Consider the following 22,939-nt stretch of genomic DNA (forward strand, 5'->3'; position numbering starts at 1 on the left):
CTCAGCTCGTTGGTGTGTTTTCATTAATAATACTGGCGTTCATCTCAATGCGTTAGCTTGAACACTTCCTGTACAGTATGGCTATTAACTACTTTTCCAACTTCAGCTAAATAATTTATTAAGTTATTTTCATTTTACAACAATTATTATATATGTCAATACTTATTTTAATATAATCTTTTTCATTGTACGCTTTTACGATCGAATCAAATAAATAATCAGTAAATAGTTGTTATTTTAGTAATCGTTTTCAACTATTACATGCCCTCTACCATTCTTTTTGGATCGATATAATAAGTCATCAGCGGCATCAAACGTCAATTTCAAATTATACTTGTGGTGCCTTGAAAAACTAATTCCTACTGAAAAGCTCATATGATGTTCTTTATCTCCTAAAGGTACTTCCAAAAAGTCATTTTGAATATTTTTTAGAAAATGTTTAACATCAGTAAACATGCTAGGATTAAACATCCATACAAATTCTTCGCCACCATACCGATATATACCCAAATCAGTCGGACTTAGTTTATAGGCTAAATTTTCTCTTAAAAAAATTGAAAATTGCTTCAATACTTGATTCCCAACTTCATGTCCATATGTGTCATTAACATTTTTAAAAAAATCTAAATCAATAATGGCAATTCCAACATCAACATTTTCATCAGCATTTGTTAACACATCTTGTTCAAATTTTTTATAATTAAAAAAACCAGTCAACTTGTCGAATGTTATTTCTTTTTGCAATTTAGTATTGTTATTTTGCAGTGTTGTAACTTGAAAATAAACCCTGCGAACAATTAGGAGTGTAATTACAGCCACACTAGCGCGAATAATCCAGTTTGTCGGTTGGTTAAATATACTATATATAACAGCATGCGGAATATATGGTGCAAGGTACAAATTTGTTGCTACAATAAGTACCTCAGAAATAATCATAGAAAGTTTCTGATTAGCAATCAACTTATCGAACACTTTCATGTAAATAATAACCATTACCGCAGCTGCCAATGAAGCCGCAATATTTATCACAGTTAAATGGCCGTCAACAAATAACATATACAACATTCTCACAAACGGTGTAATAATTACTAATATAATAGCTTGCTTTTTATCTACTAAATAAAAAATTAGAAGTGCTAATAAATATTCATGAGCTACAACACCGATAAAATGATACGAAACGGACATTGCAGTATAAAGCATAGCAACATAAATGATAGGTTTTATCCACTGTTCGTAACGGCTTCCAGAATCACTATACACTAAAAACTTCATACTGATTAGCGTGGAAATCGCTAAATTCATGATGATTACCATTAAAATTATATAACTAAATAAATAGGTTATCATTTATATGCCTCATTTGTATACTCTTTTGGTTTGCCAATATACCATCCTTGTTGATATATTACTCCTATATTTTGTAAAAATATTAAACTGTCAATACTATCAACACCTTCAAAAACAAAGACTATACTATTAGTTTGAGCTAAATATGCCCATTCTTTTAAAAGTGAAATACCTACTTTTCTCGGTATATATTTAAAGTTTCCCCAAGAATATTTTATACCATCAATTAAGTCTATATTGTCCTGCACGCAAGATAATGTATTTCTTCCACAACCAATATCATCAACAAAAATTCTGTACCCAATTCTTCGAATTTCTTTTACATTATTAAAAAAAGTATTTTCTTCGATTATGTTATAAGGCCTTTCGGTAATTTCAACAATAATTCTTGAAGACCATTTGCCCATATTTTCGAAAAATTGCAGTGTTTCTGGGAATTTAAATTGTATAATTTCTAAATTAATTGAAAATATAGTACGCGTATTTTTTCGAAGCATTTCTGTTAAATGACTTTCAAAAAAGGATAATACCATTTCATTACCTGAGGCAGTTTTTAGCAAATCAAAAAATATGTTTCCAGGAAATTTTTTGGTTTTCCTTGAGCGTAACAAAACTTCATAAAATTCAATTACTTTTCGTTGCTTAGCAGTGACTTTGACAACAGGCTGCATCACAAAATATAAATCATCAACTACTTTTAATTGTTCATGATAGTCAGTCATGGCTACTCTCCGATGGTTTCAAATTAGTTTATTCAGTATCTAAATACTTTTAATGTGCCTTTCGTCTGCGAAGTGTATCTATCCACCACTTCACAACAATATGCCATAATCTGTTTGAATACTGTGGATTTTCATACTGCGTCGATGCTTGAGCATACGTATTTTGTATGATATATTCATAGGCTAATATGTCAAGATTTTCAAAAACAATACCAATAATATGACTGTCTTTACTTTGATGTTGCCAAACACATTTAAAATTAAATCGAATACCATTAATTTCAAATATGCCATGAGTATACTTACTTACATTTTCTGTCATCAAAGCAATACGAGCACCATCTTCATTCCAATCAAGTATTTTCCCTCGAACATTCTTTTGTTCATTAAAATTAATCAACACAGTTTGATTTGCTGTGAAACGCTCTGATTTGCGCAGTCTAGGACGTTCATTAGAGAGATAACTTGCCAAAATCAAAGAAAAAGAATTATAGAACAACCAAAATATATTAATATAAATTCCTTCTTTTGGAAATGGACTATCCCATACACCAAATATGAATAAAATTCCTCTAACAAGACCGATTAAAGACAGAACTAACAAAACAATAATTGGCCAAGCAGTACGCCAATTATAGAAGCTATCCTCACTATTTACACCCTTACGTGTCACAGCAAACTTTTGTTTAGATTTTAAGAATAACTCATTAAATACACCATATGCCATGAATGGAGCAGTAGCTGTCTCATAGATATTACTTAACATAACTGTTTGCTTTTTTTCACTCACTAAGTTGAACGTTAATTGAGACGCCACAAATGATGGTAACCAAAAGACTAATATTTGACTAAAGCTTGTCTGCAGACTATATTGCCCAAATACTAGGAAAAAGATTGGTGCCATGAGAAATACAAGCTTATATATACCAGAAAACCAATAATGAATACCATCAGTATAAATAACTCGTTGCATGAAATTGAGCCCTTTAATACGCCAAGGGTGCCATTTTTTTGCAACTTGAATATTACCACGAGCCCAACGATCACGCTGCTTAATCAGGTCCCCAAAGGTTTCAGGGGCTAACCCACTTGCCAAGTTTTCATTGACAAAACCGGTTTCCCATTTTTTAGCCTGTAGCAACATACCAGTTGCCATGTCTTCAGTAATGACTCCTGTTGCGAAACCACCAATACTGTCTAAGGCCTTTCGTTTAAAAATAGCATTCGATCCAACATACATTGTAGCGTTAAAAGCATCTTTTTGCTGTTCAATTCCGCGCATAAAAAAGTCTTGATCGTTTCCAATTTTATTCGTAGCAAATAGATTAAATTGATAAGGGTCATCATTGAAAAAAGTCTGTGGCGTTTGAATAAATCCCATTTTCGGATTATGGAAATAACCTATTGTCATTTCTAAAAAGTCTGTACGTGGTACCATATCCGCATCCATAGTCACAACAAGTTCGCCTTGAGAAACCGTTAGTGCGTGATTGAGATTGCCCGCCTTGGCATGTTCATGTGTTGTTCTAACAACATGGTGAACTCCCAATTCCTGACACAATTGATTTACTTCATCACGACTACCATCATCACAAACATAAATATTCACTAACTCTTGAGAAGGATATTTCATTAATAGTGCAGCAACTATACTTCTCTTTAAAATGGCAACTTCTTCATTGTAGGTCGCAATAAAAACATCAACACTCGGATAATGGCCGTCTTTATAAACATCTAGCTTCTGAATCGGACGATGGAATTTTTTGTAAAAGACTCTGTAGAAAACTAAAGACAAACAAAATCCACCTAATTCCGCTAATATTAAAATAACACCAAGTATTATACTGAAAATATTGTTCGTTGGAATTGTCCAACCTATTCGCCAGCCTAAGTAAATCGCCATAGTTATAATGTATATAATGATTAATACTTGCTTTAAAAAATGATACTTTCTGCCTAAGCCAAAACAAATAATTGTTAAGAGTAGCAGTGCCCCCTCAATACTTAAAATTAATGTACTCATAGATTCTCCTGGTGGTTACTTCAATTCGTTATCAATCATTAATGCAGCCAATACTTTTAACGTATCAGCGTAATAGTTTTTGGATAGTGTATCATCATTTACCTGTTTTCGTAGTGTTTTTGACAGATTCTGGAATTCAGATTTTTGTTGATAAGCAGCAACTGCAATCGGCGCAGTGAATGCCATTGAACTGTAGTCATTTGAAGAACTACCATCCAAATTATAAACAGCTTTGATACTGTTTTGCTGGTTAAAAAATTTTAATAGTTTTTTATTAATGTTTTTCAGTTTCTGGTTAGACGTTGCAAATGCTAATCTAAGTGGCACCCGATTAGCATTCCAAGCATATTTGTTATCATTTTTGCTTTCAAAGGTATTTGGGACAACATCTGATACATTATTATCAGCAACTAATACAAAATCAGGTATTAATCCAGTTTTATTTCTGCCACTTAGTTTTTCTAAAATACGAATAGATTTAAGATAAGTTTTTTGCCAGCGCTTATCATCAGTTAATTCGTAAAAAGTTTTAAAATAACTTGGTATCAAATCTGATGTTCTAATCAAATTATTGTACTTTTCATCATTTTTTGCCCAGTTTCCAACGCGCAATAACTCATTTTCATTATTGTAATTATATTCAATCAAATCGTTTACAATGTTAGTAGCTAATTTTTTATAGTTATATTTTCCAGTCGAATGCCACTTTTGATCAGCCATTAGTAGGGCATAGGCGATATCCATATCACCGTCTGTAGCATCAGTATTATTTTTAGTTAACGTCTGCATATTATTACCTGACTTGTTTTGTTTCCAAGCCATTAAACGATTCTGCTTACTAATAGTGTGTTGCTGATAATATATGACGAACTTATCAAAATCAGCCTGTGTAGCCAAATTTTTTTTTGCAGCTAAAATCGTTATTAGCATGCCATAGCCTTGAGACTCTGAAAGTGCCACTTGATTATTTTTTTCATCACTACCATTGACGAAAGTTCCTTCACTAACACTTTTAACATAATGTGACTGCCATGAATGATATAATTTGTAAACTGGGTTAGTTCTTTTCATAATCCCCCCCACAATTAAAAGAGCACTACAAACAATCACTAGAAATAGTGAAATATATTTAATCCTTTGATTCATCTGTATACTTATACCAATCCTCTAAATTCATTCTTTGGTAACCTTCTCAATAAAATGATTCATCTCATCAAAATACAATCCTAACGCATCAACATTATGGGCATCAGATCCATAAATCAGTTTAATCCCCATCTTCACTGCTTGCTCAGCAATATCAAATGTAGGATAGCTTTCACCATTATAAGGTTTACTAAAACCAGCAGCATTAAAATCTAACTGATAATTTTTTTGCTTAATCTTCTGTAGTAGTTCAGTAATCTGTTGATTGATTGCTTCATCAAATGGCGGTAATTGTAACAACTTTTGATACTTACGAATAAGAGTAATATGTCCAACACGAACCGGTATTTTTAGATCAGTTTCAAAGTTCACGCTTTGCATCACCGCATCATAGTAACGTTGAAACAGAACTTGCGGGTTTTGTCGTTCATCACTAAAGTATGCTGATAAAGTCTCTGGGTCATAATCAATAGGTGCAATAATCCCATCATTATTAGGCAAAAAATGCACAGATAAAACAATTTCGTCAATCCAACTAGCTTGTTCTTTCAAAAACCTACGTATGTCACTTTCATAGTTCTTAAGGTAGTCTATCTCAAACCCAGCTTTAATTGTTATTTGATCACCATATTTAACTTGAATCCGCTCAACTTCTGATTTGTATAGTAATAACTCATCAGCCGCCATTGCTGAATTATCACGGGCATCATCAGGGCCAACGAATGTCTCTAAAAATTTTTTAGGTAATGGTGCGTGTTCTGTAACAACGTACTCTGTAAAACCTAATTTTATAGCACGTTCAATGTATTCATCAAGTTGCTCTTTACTTCCGTGATGAGAAAACTGTGTGTGTGTGTGTCCGTCTTTTTTAATCATTGTAATCACCTTATTTCTTACTATAACAAAAAAACACACAATGTGTGTGTTAAATGTTTTTTAATATAGTTTTTAGAACACCATCATTTTGATTATCAGCTACAGACACATCAAAATCGTGCTTTAATAATTCTGGGTCACTATTAGTCATCGCAACCGGATGGCCAACATATTCCAACATCTCCATGTCATTTAATCCATCGCCAAATGCCATAATATCTTTCGCATCAACATGCAATGCATCAGCAATATACTTTAATGCATTAGCTTTGTTTACATCAGAATCAACAATATCAATCGCACCATACCCTGAAGTGGTGACATGAACAACTTTACCTAAAATGGATTTGAGATCGTTCATATAAGCTACTTCATTATGAAATAAAACAATTGTTGACTTCAAAATCGGTTCTACCACATCATCAATACTATCAACTAATGTTAAGTTTTCAAAATATTCTGAGGAAATTTTGAAAGTGTCACCAATTGCTGCCTGTGATTTTAACATGTATGTAGTTGATTGACCATTAAACGCCAATCCCACCGCAACATCATCGATATATTTTTCAGTTACAGAAAAAATAGTTTTTAATGCTTCCTTGGGCAAAAATTTGACATTTTGTACTTCACCATCTAACATCACCTCAGCACCATTATTGGCGATGATTTGATACTCACCTTCAAAATTTTTGAAGTACTCTAAAACTTTTTGCAAATGATTGCCAGTTGCCACAATGAACTGCATATTTTGTGCTTTCATTTTTTGCAACACTTCTCGAAAGAGTGGCTCATTAATTGTTTTATCGTCTCGTAAAAAAGTTGCGTCTAGATCTGATGCTATAAGTTTAAGTGTCATTATTGATTCCTTTATACATAAACGGTCTAATACGAACAAACATTAGATATATTGAAAATAAAAGTATATTATCGTTGAACCCACCACCACAATAGTTTTATGAGTCCGAAGACAAAAACGCCTGCCAACAGTGACCAAAAAACAGCAAAGAAAACTGTTACAAATGAAAAATGAGAAATGTTAAGCAAGTTTGATCCAAGTAACACGACAAATACAAAAACTGGTAAAATACGTTCCAAACTTTTCATTACTTACGTCCACGTTTCTTTTTCGCCTTTTGCAACCGACGTGCAGCTTGCTTTACAGCAAAGTTTTGCATTTTCTGCCCTAAGTTTCCTTTGGGCATTCCACTATTCATGCCACCCATCATTGAGGACATATCCATGCCTGAACCACTCATCATTTTATCAATGCCACCAAAGTTCCCATTAGTTGCTTGATTCATCATTTTACGCATTTGATCAAATTGCTTGATCATACGGTTAACCTCAACAATTGGACGACCAGCCCCAGCCGCCAAACGACGACGACGAGAAGGATTGATTAAATCAGGATTCTCTCGTTCTTCAGGTGTCATTGAGCCAACTATTGCTTCTAAATGAGCGAATTGTTTAGCATCAAGATTAACATTAGCTAAAGCTGGATTATTTGCCATTCCCGGAATCATCTTTAACAAATCTTCCATTGGTCCCATGCTCTGTACTTGTTTTAATTGTGCAACAAAGTCATTAAAGTCAAAGGTATTTTGACGCATTTTTTCGAGCTGTTTAGTTTGCTCTTCTTCGTCAAAATCACGTTGTGCTTTTTCAATCAACGTTAAGACATCACCCATGCCCAAAATACGTGAAGCCATACGGTCAGGATAGAACACATCTAAATCAGTAGGTTTTTCACCTTGACCAACAAATTTAATTGGTTTTCCAGTGACATCTCGAATGGACAATGCCGCACCGCCACGCGTATCACCATCTAACTTTGTTAAAACAACACCTGTTAAATCAAGTGAAGCAGAGAAACCTTTGGCTGTTTCAGCTGCATTTTGACCAGTCATGGCATCAACTGTCAATAATATTTCATCAGGATCAGCAATTTCTGCAATATCTTTTAATTCTTGCATTAATTCTTCATCAATTTGAAGACGTCCAGCTGTATCGATGAATACATAATCATTTTTATTCTCAGCAGCCTTCTCGAGTCCAGCTCGAACAATGTCACGTGGATTGACATCTGTGCCCATTGAAAAAACTGGAATATCTAAGTCACGACCAAGTATTTCTAATTGATCAATCGCAGCTGGACGATAAATATCTGCAGCGATTAATAATGGTCGAGCATTATTTTCTTTTTTGAGTTTGTAGGCAAGTTTGGCAACAGTTGTAGTTTTACCAGCACCTTGTAAACCAGCCATCATAATGATTGTTGGTATTTTGGGTGACTTATTTAACGGCACCGCTTCTTCACCCATCGTTGCAGTCAATTCATCGTTAACAATTTTAACAATTTGTTGCGCTGGGTTCAAACCCTCCATTATATCAGTGCCATTTGCTTTTTCGCGAACATTGGCCACAAATTTTTTCACTGTGTCATAGTTAACATCGGCCTCCAATAAAGCCAACCGGATTTCACGCATTGTTGCGCGCAAATCCTCCTCACTAACACGGCCACGTCCTGTCAAATTTTTAATTGCCTTTGATAGGCGTTCTGTTAGATTTTCAAATGCCATAGGTTATTAAACTGTACACACTATTTTGTGCACATTTCCCTTCTAGTTATCAATTTCCGTCGTTAAAAGCTTCTGTACCAATAATTTTAACACATTATCATCTGGATAATGTGTCTCGATATATTGTTCAACATCCTTTTCTAATGCCTGTCGTTTTGCAAAATCGACTTGCAAATGAAGGATGCTTTCATATTTTTCAAGTTGTTCAATAGCTCGATTGATATTATCTGATACTGCTTGGCGACTAACCGTCTCCGCCTCAGCAATTTCAACAATGGAGTAATCATCTTCAAAGTAGTAACGTAAATAAGCTTGTTGCTTATCCGTCAACAATTTTTCGTAGAAACCAAATAGTTCGTTGATGTGAGTCTTTTTTGCTAAATTCATGATTCAACCAATTCTTTGAATAGCCCATAAACAAACTCTTCAGGCTTAAATTCACGTAAGTCACTAGCTTTTTCACCAAAACCAATCCATTTGACTGGTAAGTGCATTTCATTACGAATGGCAAAAACGATACCACCCTTAGCTGTACCATCCATTTTTGTCAACACAATACCACTGACATCAGATGAATTTTTAAACAATTTTGCCTGTTGCAATGCATTCTGACCAGTTGTTGCATCAAGAACTAACAAAACTTCGTGCGGTGCTTCAGGAATTTCACGCTGAATAATGCGTTTCATTTTTTCTAGTTCTTGCATTAGATTAACATTATTTTGTAATCTACCTGCCGTGTCGACAAATAAAACATCATAATTTTCATCGCGAGCCTTTTCAACTGCTGCAAAGACAACAGAAGCAGGATCCGCTTTTTCTTTACCAGCAACAACGGGTACATGTGCACGTTCACCCCATTCTTGCAATTGTTTGGTAGCACCAGCACGAAATGTGTCCGCTGCGGCTAACAAAACCGACTTACCCGCTTTTTGATATTTACTTGCCAGTTTACCGATTGTTGTTGTTTTACCAACACCATTCACTCCTACAAATAGAATAACCGTCGTTTGTCCTTTGGGTGCAAAATTCATTGTGGCATCTTCATTGATACCGTCAGCCTCATACAAATCAACCATTTTTTTAATGATGACATCGCGAACGTCTTCTTTACGCTTCGCATTTTTTAATTTCACTTCTTCTCGAAGTTCGTCACTAATCTTTATGGCCATATCAAAGCCAACATCTGCACCAACTAAAGTTTCTTCCAAGTCTTCAAAGAAATCTTCATCCACCGAACGGAAATTAGCCAAAAATCGGTTAAATCGATCTGCAAAGCCAGTACGTGACTTTTTCAATCCTGCATCGTAAATTTGTTGCTCAGTTGTTTCTGTTTCTGTTTCTGTTTCTGTTTCTGTTTCTGTTTCTGTTTCTGTTTCTGTTTCTGTTTCTGTTTCTGTTTCTGTTTCTGTTTCTGTTTCTGTTTCTGTTTCTGTTTCTGTTTCTGTTTCTGTTTCTGTTTCTGTTTCTGTTTCTGTTTCTGTTTCTGTTTCTGTTTCTGTTTCTGTTTCTGTTTCTGTTTCTGTTTCTGTTTCTGTTTCTGTTTCTGTTTCTGTTAATTGTGGGGTGCTGTTTTTTTGTTTGTCAAGCGCATCTTGCCAAATTTTGGCTTCATCTTCGTTAACTAAGCCAACTTGTTCCATCATCGGTTGCGTCACGGCGGACGTACTTTCAGATACAGCAGTACTTTGCTCAGCCTCAGAAGCATCACTATTAGATTCAGATTCACTCAAAATTTCAGTGGATTCTGATACAGCCTCCTGCTCAACCGTTTCATTTTTCTTTTTACGGAAAATATCAAATAATCCCATTTATTTTTTCTCCTAATCCAAGTAACACTCGCTTCTGAGTATTTAGCTGTCCCTTAAACAAATTATACAATTACGATACCGCTTCTTCCATTCTGTCCAAGTCAACTGAGACCATTTTAGAAACGCCAGCTTCTTGCATCGTCACACCATATAGCAAATTAGCATTCACCATCGTTCCTTTACGGTGCGTAATAACAATAAATTGTGTATCACCAGCAAATTCACGTAAATATCTAGCAAAACGTGCCACGTTTGCTTCATCCAATGCTGCTTCAGCTTCATCAAGTACAACAAAAGGAACAGGTCGAACGTGCAAAATAGCGAATAGCAGCGTAATCGCAGTCAATGCTTTTTCACCACCAGACAATAAACTCATTTGCTGGAACTTTTTACCAGGGGGCTGCGCTGTTATATCAATGCCCGTTGTTAATAAATGGGCTGGATCTGTTAAGCTAATTTCTGCACGACCACCACCAAACATTTTGGCATAAATATCTGAAAAATGTGCCGCAACCGCATCAAAAGTCTTTTTAAAACGAACTTGTACTTCCTTATCCATTTCATCAATTGTTTGTAGCAGTGTTTCTTTAGCTAAGTTCAAATCATCGCGTTGTTTTGTCAAAAATTCAAATCGTGTTTTTACAGACTCATATTCTTCAATAGCCCCAATGTTAACATTGCCAATTTCATCTAAACTACGTTTAACTAAGCGCAACTGCTCGGTAATATTTTGAAAATCCATGTCAGCAACTTTTTGGTATAAAGTTTCCACATCGCCAACATCGTACTGTGTCAGTAATTGCGTTTGCAGATTTTCTATCTGCGTCTGCAAACGAGCCAAGTGCGCTGCAGACTGACTTTGTGATCCAATAAGCGTTCTCAAAGTCTCCTGTTGCGTTGCAAATTGCTCTTCTAAATCAGTGATGCTGTTCGCCAAAGTCACGATTTGTGTGTTAATCTTGTCATACTTTTCTTGTGTGTTATCAAGTTGACGTGATATATCATCAATTATACTTTGGTTAGCTACATTACCTTGCGCTATAGCCAATTGTTTTTGCAGATTTTTTAAGTTTTCTTCTACAGTACTATTCGCTCTCTGTAGTTCATCACGTTGATTCTGTAATAAACTCAACTGGCCATTAATGCTGTCAAGCTGAGCACCAACTGTTGCAAACTGCGTTTGCAACGTGACTTTTTCTTCATTTGTTGATTGTGATTTTATTGAAGCTGTTTCTAGCTCATGAGTCAATTTCGCAGTTAGTTGTTCTTGGTCCAATTTTTGTTGTTCAATATTTTCAATTTTAGTACTAAACTCTGCTATGCGATTTTTTAGTTCTAATTGTTGTTCGCTTACTTCTTTTAATTCATATTGAGTAGCTTGCACAGCTCTTTTTTGTTGCTTTATAGCATCCTGTTGCCGCGATAACTCATAATCAATTTTTTTAGTATCATTTTGAGCCGCTCGCAACGATTCTTGTGCCAAAAGCAGTTTTTCTTGTAACTGTTCACCAGCTGAACGTTTCAACTGCAGTGTTTCTTCTAATGTTCTTGCTTGAACAGATAATTTATCTGCACGTTTACTTAATTCAGAAATATCAGCTTGGCGACTCAACAAGGTTGCACCACGTTTTTGCGTTGCGCCACCCGTCATAGAGCCACCAGCATTAACAACTTGACCATTTAGACTTACCACGCGAAAACGAAAATGTCCACGTTTGGCAATTTCAGTTGCTTGATCTAAATTTTCCGCCAGAACAGTTGTTCCTAAAATGTTGGTCTTAATAGCAGACATTTCCTCAGGCATATCAATCAAATCCGCGGCAATTCCTATAAAACCATCCATGTGTTGCACTGCTTCCAGACCGCTTAAGTGACGTGATTTGATGGTATCCATTGGTAAAATTGTAACACGTCCCGCCCGATTTTTTGTTAAATAAGAAATAACCTGCTTGGCGGTTGATGTATTATCTACTACAACCTGTTGTAACACACCACCTAATACGGTTTCAATTGCCAAAGCATAACGACTGGGAACAGCCATTAACTCAGCAATAACACCTTTAATGCCACTAAATTTTTCTAAAGTTTGTGGCTTCATAAGCGCGCGAACACCCTGATAAAAGCCAGCATACTCGTCTAATGAATTGAGTGCATCGCGATGACTACGTACCTTGTTCAATTCATCTAACACCTTGTACCAATTTTGCTCTGTGGACTTATATATTTTTGCTGCATCATCAATGTCTTGCTTTAAACCTGCTACATTTTTTTCAAGTTCTGCAATATTCACATCATCATGATCAATATTTGGTACCTTTTTGTTAAACGTTTTTTGAATAACTGCCAACTCTTTATTTTCATTATCAAGACGTGCTAACAATATTTTTTGACGGCTGGTTAGCTGCTGTAACAGCTTTTCGTCATTTTTTTGCGTGTTATGAAGTGTCGCTATATCCTGCATCGTTTGAATATAATGATGTCGATTTACTTCAATTTTACTCTGTATTTCACGTTGTAGCTCGACTTGCACACTTGTATCAAATTGACCAAGATTAATTTTTAATTGTTGGTGTTGTTTTTGTAAATCATCTTTTTGTTTTTCTACTTGGCTAATTTGTTCATCTAATTTTCGAACACGATTTTGTAAATCAAACTCTTGTTTTTTGGCACTTTCAACATCTCTATTTAGTGTTGAGATTTGCTGTGCTCCTAAGTTTTTAGCGCCAATCAAACGTTCACGTTCTTGAGTATACTCTAGAATTGTAGCCTGTAAGCTATCCCGTGACAATTGTGCACTAACACGTTCTTGACGTTTGTCTAATAATTTTTTATTAACAACATCTAGTGCTAACTTCGTCTGGTTAACACGTTTGTCGTGTGTTTCTACTTGTTTGGTAGTTGATAAGATTTGACCATTGAGATCATGAATCGACCATGCCAATCGCGCCTTGTCTAATGTATCAAAACGTTCTTTTTGAGCTAAATAATCTGTTGCTTCTGCCGCCTGCTCCGCTAATGGATCAATTCGACTTTCAATCTCATGAATAATATCCGCCACACGTGATAAATTATCACTTGTTTGGGTTAATTCTTTTTGCGCCTTTTCTTTATTTTGCTTGTACTTATACACGCCGGCAACTTCTTCAATAATGCCACGTCGATCTTCGGGCTTGGCATTGAAAATACTCTCAACTCGTCCTTGAGATATTATTGAAAAACTTTCACGGCCCAAGCCAGTATCCATAAACAATTCATGAATATCTCTCAACCGACTCTCAACACCATTAATTAAATAAGAACTTTCACCTGATCGATACAACTTTCGCGTAATTCGAATTTCATTAAAATCAGATTGTACATAATGATCAGAATTATCAAAAGTGATTGACACTTCAGCGCGATTCAATCCACCACGTTTATCGGTACCACCAAAAATAACGTCGGACATTTTTGTCCCACGCAAATCTTTGGCAGATTGTTCACCCATTACCCATTGAATCGCTTCAATGATGTTTGATTTTCCTGAACCGTTAGGTCCAATAATACCGGTCATACCCGGCATTAGTTCAATCATTGTCTTATCAGCAAATGATTTAAATCCGCTAATTTCAAGTGATTTTAGTTTCATAAATTGACATTATCTTCCAATATTTTTAGTGCTGCTCTGGCAGCTGCTTTTTCAGCATCTTTGATGGATTTACCAGTACCACGCGCTAATTCTTTGTCATTAGCGGAGACACTTGCTTCAAATAATTGGGTATTATCTGATAATTGTTCTTCTTTTTCAGTCTGATAATCAATATCCACAGACCCTTTGGTCTGTAATCGCTCTTGTAATCGACTTTTAAAATCAATAAAACGATCAAAAAAGTCTGTATCAATTGCTGCAAATAATGTTTGATTTAAAAATTGCCTAACATCATCTGCCCCTTGATCTAGATACAATGCACCAATAAAAGCTTCCCAAATATCTTCAAGCAATGAGTCACGATCCCGCGCTCCGCTCATCTCTTCACCTTTTCCTAAACGAATACCTTCGTTTAAATGAACCATGCGTGAAAAATGTGCGAACGATCTTGTTTGAACCATTGCAATACGCATTTCGGTTAATTGACCTTCATGCCAGTCAGGATAGCGCTTGAACAAATACTCAGCAACAATCATTTGCATCACAGAATCACCTAGAAACTCCAAGCGCTGATAGTCGCGACCTTTTTCGTCCGGATGTTCATTCAAATAGTTACGTTGCGTTAAAGCTTCTGTTAATAGGTTTTCGTCATTAAATGAGATATTAAATTTTTTTAAAATGTATGATTTAAAACTGTCTTGTGACACGTTATTTTCCTTTTAAAGCGTAGTCTATAGTATATTATATCAAAAAAGTGGCCATACTTTTCGAAAAGTTATAGCCACTCAATCTAAAGATCACAGGAGTAATCATATGCTTTATAGTCCAGATTTTTCACGAACAATATTTGCGATGGATTCAGTATACTTTTCCACTAACTCTTGCGTTGGTGCCTCCACCATGACACGTAGTAAAGGTTCTGTTCCTGAAGGTCGGACTAACACTCGACCATCCCCTGCCATCTGCGCTTCAACCTCCGCAATTTTGGCAATAACATCAGGATCATGCTGAATTTCTTCCTTATCAGCGACAGTTATATTCACTAATTTTTGTGGATAAATATGAACAGGAGCTGCCAATTCAGATAGCTTCTTTCCAGTCTCTTTCATTACATATAATAATTGTAGAGCCGTTAATAAGCCATCTCCAGTTGTTGCCCAATCACGAAAAATAATGTGACCAGACTGTTCACCACCAAGATTATGGTCTGATTTAATCATTTCTTCCATAACATAGCGATCACCAACTGCTGTTTTGATGCTAGTCATATCATTTTCTGCCAACGCCTTATAGAAACCAATATTACTCATCACTGTTGAGACGACTGCATTATGCTTTAAACGCCCTTGTTCATTTAAGAATTTTCCAGTGATAAACATGATTTTATCACCATCAACAATCTCACCATTTTCATCAACAGCAATTAATCGATCCCCATCACCGTCAAATGCTAGACCCGCCTGTACATCGTTTTCTTTTACAAGTTCAGAAAGCGCCGCTGGATTGGTAGATCCAACGCCATCATTAATATTTAGCCCGTTTGGTTCTGTTCCTAATGTTACGAAATCTGTTCCCAAATCCGCAAACAATCGTGCTAATAAACCGCTGGTAGCGCCATTAGCGCCATCAAGAGCAATCCGCATACCGTTAAGATCTGTTGGAATTGTTTTTTGAAGAAATTCTAAGTACTTTTGAACGCCTTCCGGATAATTATTAACGACACCTAATCCATCAGCGCTTGGACGAGGTAATGTATCTTCTGACTCATCTAATAATTGTTCAATTTCATATTCTAATTGGTCAGATAATTTGAAACCATCATTTCCAAAGAATTTTATGCCATTGTCAACTGCTGGATTATGTGAAGCTGTAATCTGCACACCAGCATCTGCCTCTAGATTTTGAACCAGAAAAGCTACAGCTGGCGTAGTAATAACGCCTAATCTCAGCACATCAATACCAACTGATAAAAATCCTGCAATAATGGCTTGTTGCAACATTTCGCCTGAAATTCGAGTATCACGACCTACAATAACAACTGGTTTCTTGTTTTCATCGTTGGCATGTCTGGTTAATATTGCACCGCCTGTACGACCAAGGCGAAAAGCAAGCTCAGGTGTAAGTGTTTTATTTGCAACACCTCTTACACCATCGGTTCCGAAATATTTAAGATTAAATTCTGACATATTTTACTGTCCTTTAGTTTCTGATGTTGTGCTTGCACTACTTTGAGTACTACTACTTGTACTGCTTGTTGATTCAGATGAAGATGATGAACTAGAGCTACTAGTGCTCCCCGTCGAACTACTACTTGTTGAGCTGGTGTTTGACGGCGTAATAGTTACTTTTACTTTTGAAACACTATATTCAACAATACCTGTTTGTGTAGGAATCTCTATAGTACGAGTTGTTTTACTACTAATATTTGAAACATCCACCGGTATATTAATAGTGTCCACCGATTTAAGTATATCAGAAGAACCATATGCCGTCACCGTTTTCGGATCAAATGTAATCGTATAGTCATCACTGTTATTATTGTTTATTGTTGCACTCAAATTCATTTTTTTACTGTCTTCAGGTTCAATATCCAACGTGACATTCGCAGTTGGATCACTGATATTAACCTCAACTGCATTACCATCTTTATCTCGTGCAACAAGTTTGACAGATTGTGATACCGACTGTTTAACGCCACTATCAAGGGACACTTTGGCATCTACATAACTCACAGCTTCGACATTAGCCTTAGGTCCTGAAATCGTGACATTTTTTGGATCTGATGTTGTATCTCCAACCATATATCCGGTCGCAATCTTACTCTTATCGAAACTAACCTGTACTGGTAGTTTTGTCGATTTCTTTTGAGAAATTGTCACCGTGACTGTTTGTGGCGTCACAGTAGATGTTAGGGAAGAGTTAACGCCTCGTAAAGCCACTTTAACGTTATGTTTACCAACACCTAAGCTACGTAAATCTACACTAGCTTGAATATCATTATGACTTTGTGCAGCTGTCACCAGTGGCCCTGATCCTTCAATACCAACTTTAACTGTCGACGGCGCACCGATAACAACATACTTATCTGAGTCAACTTGTAAATTTAAAGGCACCTTTAGGGTAGCTCTTTTTTCTGGAATCAACGTTGAAAAATTTGTTGATCCACCACTGTTAGTGGCAGTACCTTGTTTCGTACTAGAAACATAAGTGGCAAGTAAGATAGCGATGACCAGGGAAACCACCAAATTAACGATTTTAGACTGTCCTATTTTTTTCATTTTGAACGTCCTCCAATCTTTTGCCACCAGTGTTTGACATTTTCTTCGTCAATTTGTACCAAAAATTGATGTTCAAAAAAGTTCATGTAAGAATCTTGGTCCATATTACGAAGTAAATCTCCCCCTTGGGTAATCGAAATTTCTCCTGTTTCTTCAGAAACAACCACTGTAATTGCATCACTTGCTTCACTAATACCCACAGCAGCCCGATGACGTGTTCCCAGTTCCTTTGGTATTCGCGTACTTTCTGATAATGGTAAGTATGCTGCAGCAACAGCAATGCGATCATCATCAATAATCACGGCACCATCATGTAAAGGTGTGTTAGGAATAAACGTATTAATTAATAACTGACCGGTAATGTAGGCATCTAACTTTATGCCAGTTTTAATATATTCATCTAAACTACCATCACGTTTTATCGTAATTAATGCACCTATTCGCCGTTTAGACATATACTGTAAAGCATCATCTAGACTCTTAATTAGTTGATGTTCTTTGGAATTATCAACACGAGCACGTCGAATAACCAAACGTCGTCCCAAGCTTTCTAATCCCCGTCGAATCTCTTGTTGGAAAATAACTACCACTGCTATTGGAGCCCATGTAATTATTTGATCCATAATCCATGATAAGGTTACTAAACCAAGGTACCAACTCACTACCTTAACCAAAATAACGAAGCCTACTCCAAACAATATCTGCAAAGCGCGGGTGCCCTCGACAAATTGAATGAGCTTATACAAAATAAACCATATAATAGCGATGTCAATGACATGCATTAGATTATTAAATGTAAAATATAGTAGAATATTCATACTTAGCTATTCCTCATCCCTTCCTGCTAGAGCAGCTGTTTCAGCATAATTGATAAACTGACGTATGTTCACACCTGCTTGTCTTGAAATACGCCCCTGTTCATAAAGTTGCTGAATCGTTTCACGTTCCACATTTAATGCTTTGATTTCCAATTCCATTCGATATCTATCATCTAGTTCACGCTGTTCTGGTGTATCGGGGTGGCGTTCTTTCTCAATTTGATTACGATAAAATATAATCAAATTATAAGCCGCTTGGCGTTCCATTCGATGTGAAACAGTATCACCTGTATACTTTTCCATATACTCAGACAAAGACTGAATAGCTTCCTTGGCCATTTCTTTAGTGGCCATTGAACTTTCTTCACGAAATTGGTCAGTTGACTCATCCGAAATCCAAATCCGAATACTTCTTAGCGTACGTCGCCACAATATAATAATCCACTGGGTAGACAGATGATAGTGTTTATCAGAATCAATCATATTCTCTAGGCGATCTAAACGTCGATTTTGAGAAGAATAAGTTAGTATAGATATTTTTTCATCGGCAAGCAGTTGTCGTAAACAATTTCGTTGCGCTTCCAATGCAACGCGTCGCAATTCTCGATCATCCTCAATATTGACTTTATGATCATTACTTTTATTTAATTGTCTATAAATCTGGTCGATAATTTGTTGTTTTCTGCCAATTAATTCATAAACAATAATTCTATTATGATCATTTTGTTGCTCACGGAGAACTTGTATACCAATTTGAATGGAAAATATTCTTGCTTGTGCCTCAGTTAAATCAACTTTAGATTCATGGGTACTTGATGTTTCAACTTCGCCCACTTCTGGTTGTGTAAAATCATGCGTGGTTCGTTGTTTGGTAACAATTGGCAACATAATTGTAGCCACCAACAAACTAATAATCACTACAACTGCCGCCACAAAAACGAGTAAATTACGTTGTGGAAAGGCCGATCCGTCTGCAATAGTCGATGGAACAGTTAAAACAGCTGCCATTGTAACCGCACCACGAACACCAGTAAGGCCCGATATGATTGCCATTCTAAAAGAAATGGCGCGTTCCTTATGTTTTAAATGATACGTAATTTGCGTGCCATACGCCCAAAATGTACGAATAGTAAAGATGATAAACCAAACGGCAACACCATAAAAAATGGCCATACCTGTATGAACCTGCGTACTACGCACGATATCCTTCATGGCAGCAGGAAGTTCAATGCCTAATAAGATGAAAATTGTACCATTTAGTAAATAAACAAATACTTCCCAGGTGCGTACTGTGACCACATTTATTTCAGGTGAACGCGCGTTCATATGCTGATCGCTCAAAATTTTCGATAAAACGCCACCAGCCACAACTGCAATTACACCAGAAGAGTGAAAAATGTCCTCAGCAAACCAGTAAATAACAAACGGCATTAACAAAGTGACAACCGTATGGAAAACCACATCATTCAAGCCAGCACGATCAAAAGAATCACGTAGCCAACTAACAAAACTACCTAGAATCAGCCCAACTGCTAATCCAACAATAGTCATCCAAAAGAAGTTTCCAATGGCTTCACCAATTAGAAAAGTACCTGCGAGGGTAGCTTTAATTGCCGTATTAAAGCTAACCAACCCACTCGCGTCGTTGATTAAGCTTTCTCCTGAAACAATATGCATCACATTTTCAGGAAGCTTCACACGCCGAGCAATGGCTTGCACAGCCACCGGATCAGTTGGTGATATCACAGCTGCTAGAGCCAAAGCCACTGATTTTGGTAGTTGAGGCATTAATAAGTGCATTAAAAAGCCTCCGACTAACGTTGTTAAGATAACCAAAATAATTGAATTACCTAAAATTGGCCCACGCAATTCCCAAAGTTCATGTTTTGGAAAACGCCATGCATCGTTAAACAATAATGGTGCTATAAACAATAACATAAACCACTCTGAATCAACTTCAACGTAAATACCACATACTAGTGCTAGAAAGAGACCAATCGCAATCTGAAATAAACTGATAGGTATCTCAGGTATAAAATGCGACACAATGTTAGAGATGGTTACCGCAACAATTAATATTACAATTAATTCTAATATTGCCATTCCTTAACGCTCTCCCATTATTCTGACTTCCGTTTCTAAATTTACACCAAACTTTTCATAAACCGTTTTTTGCACATAATGAATTAAATCTTCATAATCATTACCTGTACCATGAGCAATATTAACCATAAAACCTGCATGCTTTTTAGATACCTCTACACCACCACGGCGTACACCTTGCAGTTTAGAATCCATAATCAATTTACCTGCAAAGTAACCTTCTGGCCTCTTAAAAACGGAGCCATTTGATGGATAATTTAGCGGTTGTTTATTAGCACGTTTAAAATTGTTTTCATCCATTCGTGTCCTGATAGCAGCGCAACTATCTGGTTGCAATTCAAAAGTCGCACTAATTATAATCCCCCCGTTGCTCTGGAAAACAGACTTACGGTAGCCAAATTCCAATACATCTTTCCCAAAAATTTGTAGAGTGCCGTCTGGCATTAATGCAGTGACAGATGACACAACCATATCAACTTGCCCCCCATAAGCGCCTGCATTCATGAATACTGCTCCGCCAACTGACCCTGGAATTCCTGCGCCCCACTCTAAACCACTCAGCCCATGCTCAAACGCTTGCTCAGTTACCCAAATTAAATCAGCCCCAGCTGATGCTACGATTTTATTTTGATCCACAACGACGTCTCGCAAGTCATGTAGTAAAATAGATAGTCCCCGTAAGCCACCATTACGAACGATTAAATTGGATAGTCGGCCAAAAACTTGCACAGGCATATCTAATTCTTTAGCCCAGTTAACCAGTACTTTCAATTCATAAATACTTTTTGGGATGGCTAAATAATCAACCAATCCACCAGCTTGCGTATAAGCATAAGGCGCTAGCGAATGATTCTCTAGTATTTCAATATTTTCTAATTGCATTAAATTTTGTCTCCAAGTCCATATGTACTATTTTACCAAACTTTAGGTAATTCTTTAAAATTATGTTAAATTGCTAATATATTAATGACAAAACAAAATAAAAAAGCGCCCAAGTGAATCTAAATCAATTCCCGTGAGTGCTTAATCAATTCACTTCAACTATTAAAAACATCATTCATCTTACGCTGCGCTACGCAAACCATAATTTGATTTCATATTCGGCCGCTTCAACACTGTCCGAGCCATGAACGATATTCATAACAGCCTCCCCTTCCCATTCACGACCTAAATCACCACGAATGGTTCCCGGTGCAGCTAGTGTTGGATTTGTCGTTCCCATAATTGTTCGCCAGCCCGATACAATGTTAGTTCCTTCTCCAATCATCGCAATAACCGGTCCCGAAGTCATATACTGCACTAACGAAGGATAAAATGATTTGCCCACATGTTCAGCATAATGCTTTGCCAGTAATTCGGGAGTAGGTTGTACCATTTTTATCGCTTTAATCGCATAGCCTTTATGCTCAATTCGCTGAATAATCTCACCAATTTTACCACGCGAAACGCCATCCGGTTTGATCATCATAAAAGTACGTTCTACCATATATTTCCTCCTTACAATTAAGTCTCTGACTTAATTGTACACATATATGAAAACGTTCACAATACTATTTTCTTGCTGTGCGTTTGACATCCTCAGGACGATACTCCATGGCCATCCCTTTTAAAATATTACGTAGATAGCGATCACCGGCCGGTTTATAATTCCGATGATCCGGTCGACGCAATATTGCACTTAACTCACTATTAGAAATTTGAATACCTGCCGTTTTTAAGAAACCAATTAAATCATCACTGGTATAGGCCATCGCAATTTTTAATTTTTTGATAACAACATTGTTTATTGCTGCCTCGTTCACCATATCAAATGTTGGTGGTACAGGCTTTAAATCGGGACCAATTTTCTCACCTCGTTGTGAAATAATCAAGCCATTCATAAAGGATTCAAGTATTTTTGTAGTGACCTTCTCATCACGTTTCGTATCTTCTGCTTGTTTTGTCAATAGATTATGTAATTGATCTTCATCTAATGTTACACCCCCAAATTTAAAAATTTTGATCATATCAGCGTTTTTTATGTTGAGTGCATAACGTAAACGAATAATTATATCATTATTGTTAAAAGCCATTGTTGTAGAACCTAGTAAATAGAAAATATATTGTCCAAATGTCAATTATTTTTCTCTATTATTTTCCTTTTATTTTTCTCTTCAAACTATCTTTTAGAAAAGACAGTTGTGTACGCAAGTCTAATTATACCATACAAAAAAGGCCGATCAGAATTCCCTAGCCGGCCTTTTTAATATACAATTGTAAACTTATTATTTTTCAGGATTATCTTTTTTATTTTTCAAAGCATCTTTTACGGCATCGACATCGTCATGAGCAACATCTCGAACCTTTTGTACATCATCTTTGGCTTCGCCCTTAACATTTTGGGTCTTGCCTTCGACTTCACGTACTTTGTCACCGGTAATTTTTCCTTCAAGTTCTTTTGCCTTACCGGCAATTTTATCTTTAGCATTATCAAACTTTTCTTCAAATGACATGAGCATCCTCCTTGAATGATATTCGATGTTGTTTGACAAGTATAACGCAACTGTAAGCGCTTGTAAAAAGATATGATTCTACATATTATCTATTCATTACAAATGTAATTATAGTC

Annotated in this window: 20 protein-coding genes; all 20 read right to left on the minus strand. The window is 36.3% G+C overall.

All coding sequences use genetic code 11. The annotated features are described in order from the left end of the window. Positions 1-237: 237 nt before the first annotated feature. The 20 genes from JNUCC76_RS08325 to JNUCC76_RS08420 all read right to left on the minus strand — a co-directional run bounded on the left by JNUCC76_RS08325 (position 238) and on the right by JNUCC76_RS08420 (position 22,823). Positions 238-1,305 carry a GGDEF domain-containing protein gene (locus JNUCC76_RS08325; protein WP_454153985.1) on the minus strand — a complete coding sequence of 356 codons (1,068 nt, stop codon included), beginning with the start codon at positions 1,303-1,305 and terminating at the stop codon, positions 238-240. Positions 1,306-1,346: 41 nt separating this feature from the next. Then, positions 1,347-2,072: an EAL domain-containing protein gene (locus tag JNUCC76_RS08330; RefSeq protein ID WP_454153987.1), complete on the minus strand. Its 726-nt coding sequence runs from the start codon at positions 2,070-2,072 to the stop codon at positions 1,347-1,349. Positions 2,073-2,121: 49 nt separating this feature from the next. Beyond that, complete coding sequence (locus JNUCC76_RS08335) at positions 2,122-4,095, minus strand: glycosyltransferase family 2 protein (RefSeq protein ID WP_454153989.1); 1,974 nt, start codon at positions 4,093-4,095, stop codon at positions 2,122-2,124. Between the two features lie 15 nt (positions 4,096-4,110). After that, positions 4,111-5,166 carry a glycosyl hydrolase family 8 gene (locus tag JNUCC76_RS08340; RefSeq protein WP_454153991.1) on the minus strand — a complete coding sequence of 352 codons (1,056 nt, stop codon included), beginning with the start codon at positions 5,164-5,166 and terminating at the stop codon, positions 4,111-4,113. A 102-nt stretch (positions 5,167-5,268) separates the two neighbouring features. Further along, a complete protein-coding gene (gene hisJ, locus JNUCC76_RS08345) occupies positions 5,269-6,117 on the minus strand; it encodes a histidinol-phosphatase HisJ (RefSeq protein WP_454153993.1) in 849 nt (282 codons plus the stop codon). Positions 6,118-6,166: 49 nt separating this feature from the next. Then, positions 6,167-6,973: a Cof-type HAD-IIB family hydrolase gene (locus tag JNUCC76_RS08350; RefSeq protein ID WP_454153995.1), complete on the minus strand. Its 807-nt coding sequence runs from the start codon at positions 6,971-6,973 to the stop codon at positions 6,167-6,169. A gap of 68 nt (positions 6,974-7,041) precedes the next feature. Beyond that, positions 7,042-7,221 (minus strand): hypothetical protein, encoded by a 180-nt coding sequence (locus tag JNUCC76_RS08355; protein WP_454153997.1) that lies wholly within the window; start codon positions 7,219-7,221, stop codon positions 7,042-7,044. Then, positions 7,221-8,696, minus strand: a complete 1,476-nt coding sequence (ffh, locus tag JNUCC76_RS08360; RefSeq protein WP_454153999.1) for a signal recognition particle protein — start codon at positions 8,694-8,696, stop codon at positions 7,221-7,223. The genes JNUCC76_RS08355 and ffh overlap by 1 nt, the downstream gene beginning before the upstream one ends. A 42-nt stretch (positions 8,697-8,738) precedes the next feature. Then, positions 8,739-9,083, minus strand: coding sequence for a YlxM family DNA-binding protein (gene ylxM, locus JNUCC76_RS08365; protein WP_072614029.1), 345 nt, complete (start codon positions 9,081-9,083; stop codon positions 8,739-8,741). Beyond that, positions 9,080-10,504, minus strand: coding sequence for a signal recognition particle-docking protein FtsY (gene ftsY / locus JNUCC76_RS08370; protein ID WP_454154002.1), 1,425 nt, complete (start codon positions 10,502-10,504; stop codon positions 9,080-9,082). The genes ylxM and ftsY overlap by 4 nt, the downstream gene beginning before the upstream one ends. 70 nt (positions 10,505-10,574) lie before the next feature. After that, entirely contained in the window at positions 10,575-14,132 is a 3,558-nt protein-coding gene (gene smc, locus JNUCC76_RS08375) for a chromosome segregation protein SMC (protein ID WP_454154004.1), read from the minus strand. After that, a complete protein-coding gene (gene rnc, locus JNUCC76_RS08380; RefSeq protein WP_454154006.1) occupies positions 14,129-14,839 on the minus strand; it encodes a ribonuclease III in 711 nt (236 codons plus the stop codon). The genes smc and rnc overlap by 4 nt, the downstream gene beginning before the upstream one ends. Before the next feature lie 111 nt (positions 14,840-14,950). Further along, entirely contained in the window at positions 14,951-16,318 is a 1,368-nt protein-coding gene (glmM, locus tag JNUCC76_RS08385; protein WP_454154008.1) for a phosphoglucosamine mutase, read from the minus strand. 3 nt (positions 16,319-16,321) lie between these two features. Next, positions 16,322-17,410 carry a CdaR family protein gene (locus JNUCC76_RS08390; protein WP_454154010.1) on the minus strand — a complete coding sequence of 363 codons (1,089 nt, stop codon included), beginning with the start codon at positions 17,408-17,410 and terminating at the stop codon, positions 16,322-16,324. Further along, entirely contained in the window at positions 17,407-18,228 is an 822-nt protein-coding gene (gene cdaA / locus JNUCC76_RS08395; RefSeq protein ID WP_105299858.1) for a diadenylate cyclase CdaA, read from the minus strand. The genes JNUCC76_RS08390 and cdaA overlap by 4 nt, the downstream gene beginning before the upstream one ends. A 6-nt stretch (positions 18,229-18,234) precedes the next feature. Beyond that, the gene (locus JNUCC76_RS08400; RefSeq protein WP_454154012.1) at positions 18,235-20,331 is read right to left on the minus strand and encodes a Na+/H+ antiporter; all 2,097 of its coding nucleotides are present in this window, start codon (positions 20,329-20,331) and stop codon (positions 18,235-18,237) included. Between the two features lie 3 nt (positions 20,332-20,334). After that, positions 20,335-21,213, minus strand: a complete 879-nt coding sequence (gene murB / locus JNUCC76_RS08405) for a UDP-N-acetylmuramate dehydrogenase (RefSeq protein WP_454154014.1) — start codon at positions 21,211-21,213, stop codon at positions 20,335-20,337. Between the two features lie 190 nt (positions 21,214-21,403). Continuing rightward, entirely contained in the window at positions 21,404-21,817 is a 414-nt protein-coding gene (gene ndk, locus JNUCC76_RS08410) for a nucleoside-diphosphate kinase (RefSeq protein ID WP_454154016.1), read from the minus strand. A gap of 64 nt (positions 21,818-21,881) precedes the next feature. Next, a complete protein-coding gene (locus JNUCC76_RS08415; RefSeq protein ID WP_272205414.1) occupies positions 21,882-22,403 on the minus strand; it encodes a YehS family protein in 522 nt (173 codons plus the stop codon). Between the two features lie 192 nt (positions 22,404-22,595). Beyond that, positions 22,596-22,823, minus strand: a complete 228-nt coding sequence (locus tag JNUCC76_RS08420) for a CsbD family protein (protein ID WP_454154018.1) — start codon at positions 22,821-22,823, stop codon at positions 22,596-22,598. Between the last annotated feature and the right edge of the window lie 116 nt (positions 22,824-22,939).

The organism is Leuconostoc sp. JNUCC 76 (assembly GCF_053667755.1).

Bases quoted from the DNA above. Each gene is read 5' to 3' on its own strand.
- JNUCC76_RS08325 (WP_454153985.1), bottom strand. From the start codon at position 1,305: ATGAATTTAGCGATTTCCACGCTAATCAGTATGAAGTTTTTAGTGTAT.
- JNUCC76_RS08330 (WP_454153987.1), bottom strand. From the start codon at position 2,072: ATGACTGACTATCATGAACAATTAAAAGTAGTTGATGATTTATATTTT.
- JNUCC76_RS08335 (WP_454153989.1), bottom strand. From the start codon at position 4,095: ATGAGTACATTAATTTTAAGTATTGAGGGGGCACTGCTACTCTTAACA.
- JNUCC76_RS08340 (WP_454153991.1), bottom strand. From the start codon at position 5,166: ATGAAAAGAACTAACCCAGTTTACAAATTATATCATTCATGGCAGTCA.
- hisJ (WP_454153993.1), bottom strand. From the start codon at position 6,117: ATGATTAAAAAAGACGGACACACACACACACAGTTTTCTCATCACGGA.
- JNUCC76_RS08350 (WP_454153995.1), bottom strand. From the start codon at position 6,973: ATGACACTTAAACTTATAGCATCAGATCTAGACGCAACTTTTTTACGA.
- JNUCC76_RS08355 (WP_454153997.1), bottom strand. From the start codon at position 7,221: ATGAAAAGTTTGGAACGTATTTTACCAGTTTTTGTATTTGTCGTGTTA.
- ffh (WP_454153999.1), bottom strand. From the start codon at position 8,696: ATGGCATTTGAAAATCTAACAGAACGCCTATCAAAGGCAATTAAAAAT.
- ylxM (WP_072614029.1), bottom strand. From the start codon at position 9,083: ATGAATTTAGCAAAAAAGACTCACATCAACGAACTATTTGGTTTCTAC.
- ftsY (WP_454154002.1), bottom strand. From the start codon at position 10,504: ATGGGATTATTTGATATTTTCCGTAAAAAGAAAAATGAAACGGTTGAG.
- smc (WP_454154004.1), bottom strand. From the start codon at position 14,132: ATGAAACTAAAATCACTTGAAATTAGCGGATTTAAATCATTTGCTGAT.
- glmM (WP_454154008.1), bottom strand. From the start codon at position 16,318: ATGTCAGAATTTAATCTTAAATATTTCGGAACCGATGGTGTAAGAGGT.
- JNUCC76_RS08390 (WP_454154010.1), bottom strand. From the start codon at position 17,410: ATGAAAAAAATAGGACAGTCTAAAATCGTTAATTTGGTGGTTTCCCTG.
- cdaA (WP_105299858.1), bottom strand. From the start codon at position 18,228: ATGAATATTCTACTATATTTTACATTTAATAATCTAATGCATGTCATT.
- JNUCC76_RS08400 (WP_454154012.1), bottom strand. From the start codon at position 20,331: ATGGCAATATTAGAATTAATTGTAATATTAATTGTTGCGGTAACCATC.
- murB (WP_454154014.1), bottom strand. From the start codon at position 21,213: ATGCAATTAGAAAATATTGAAATACTAGAGAATCATTCGCTAGCGCCT.
- ndk (WP_454154016.1), bottom strand. From the start codon at position 21,817: ATGGTAGAACGTACTTTTATGATGATCAAACCGGATGGCGTTTCGCGT.
- JNUCC76_RS08415 (WP_272205414.1), bottom strand. From the start codon at position 22,403: ATGGCTTTTAACAATAATGATATAATTATTCGTTTACGTTATGCACTC.
- JNUCC76_RS08420 (WP_454154018.1), bottom strand. From the start codon at position 22,823: ATGTCATTTGAAGAAAAGTTTGATAATGCTAAAGATAAAATTGCCGGT.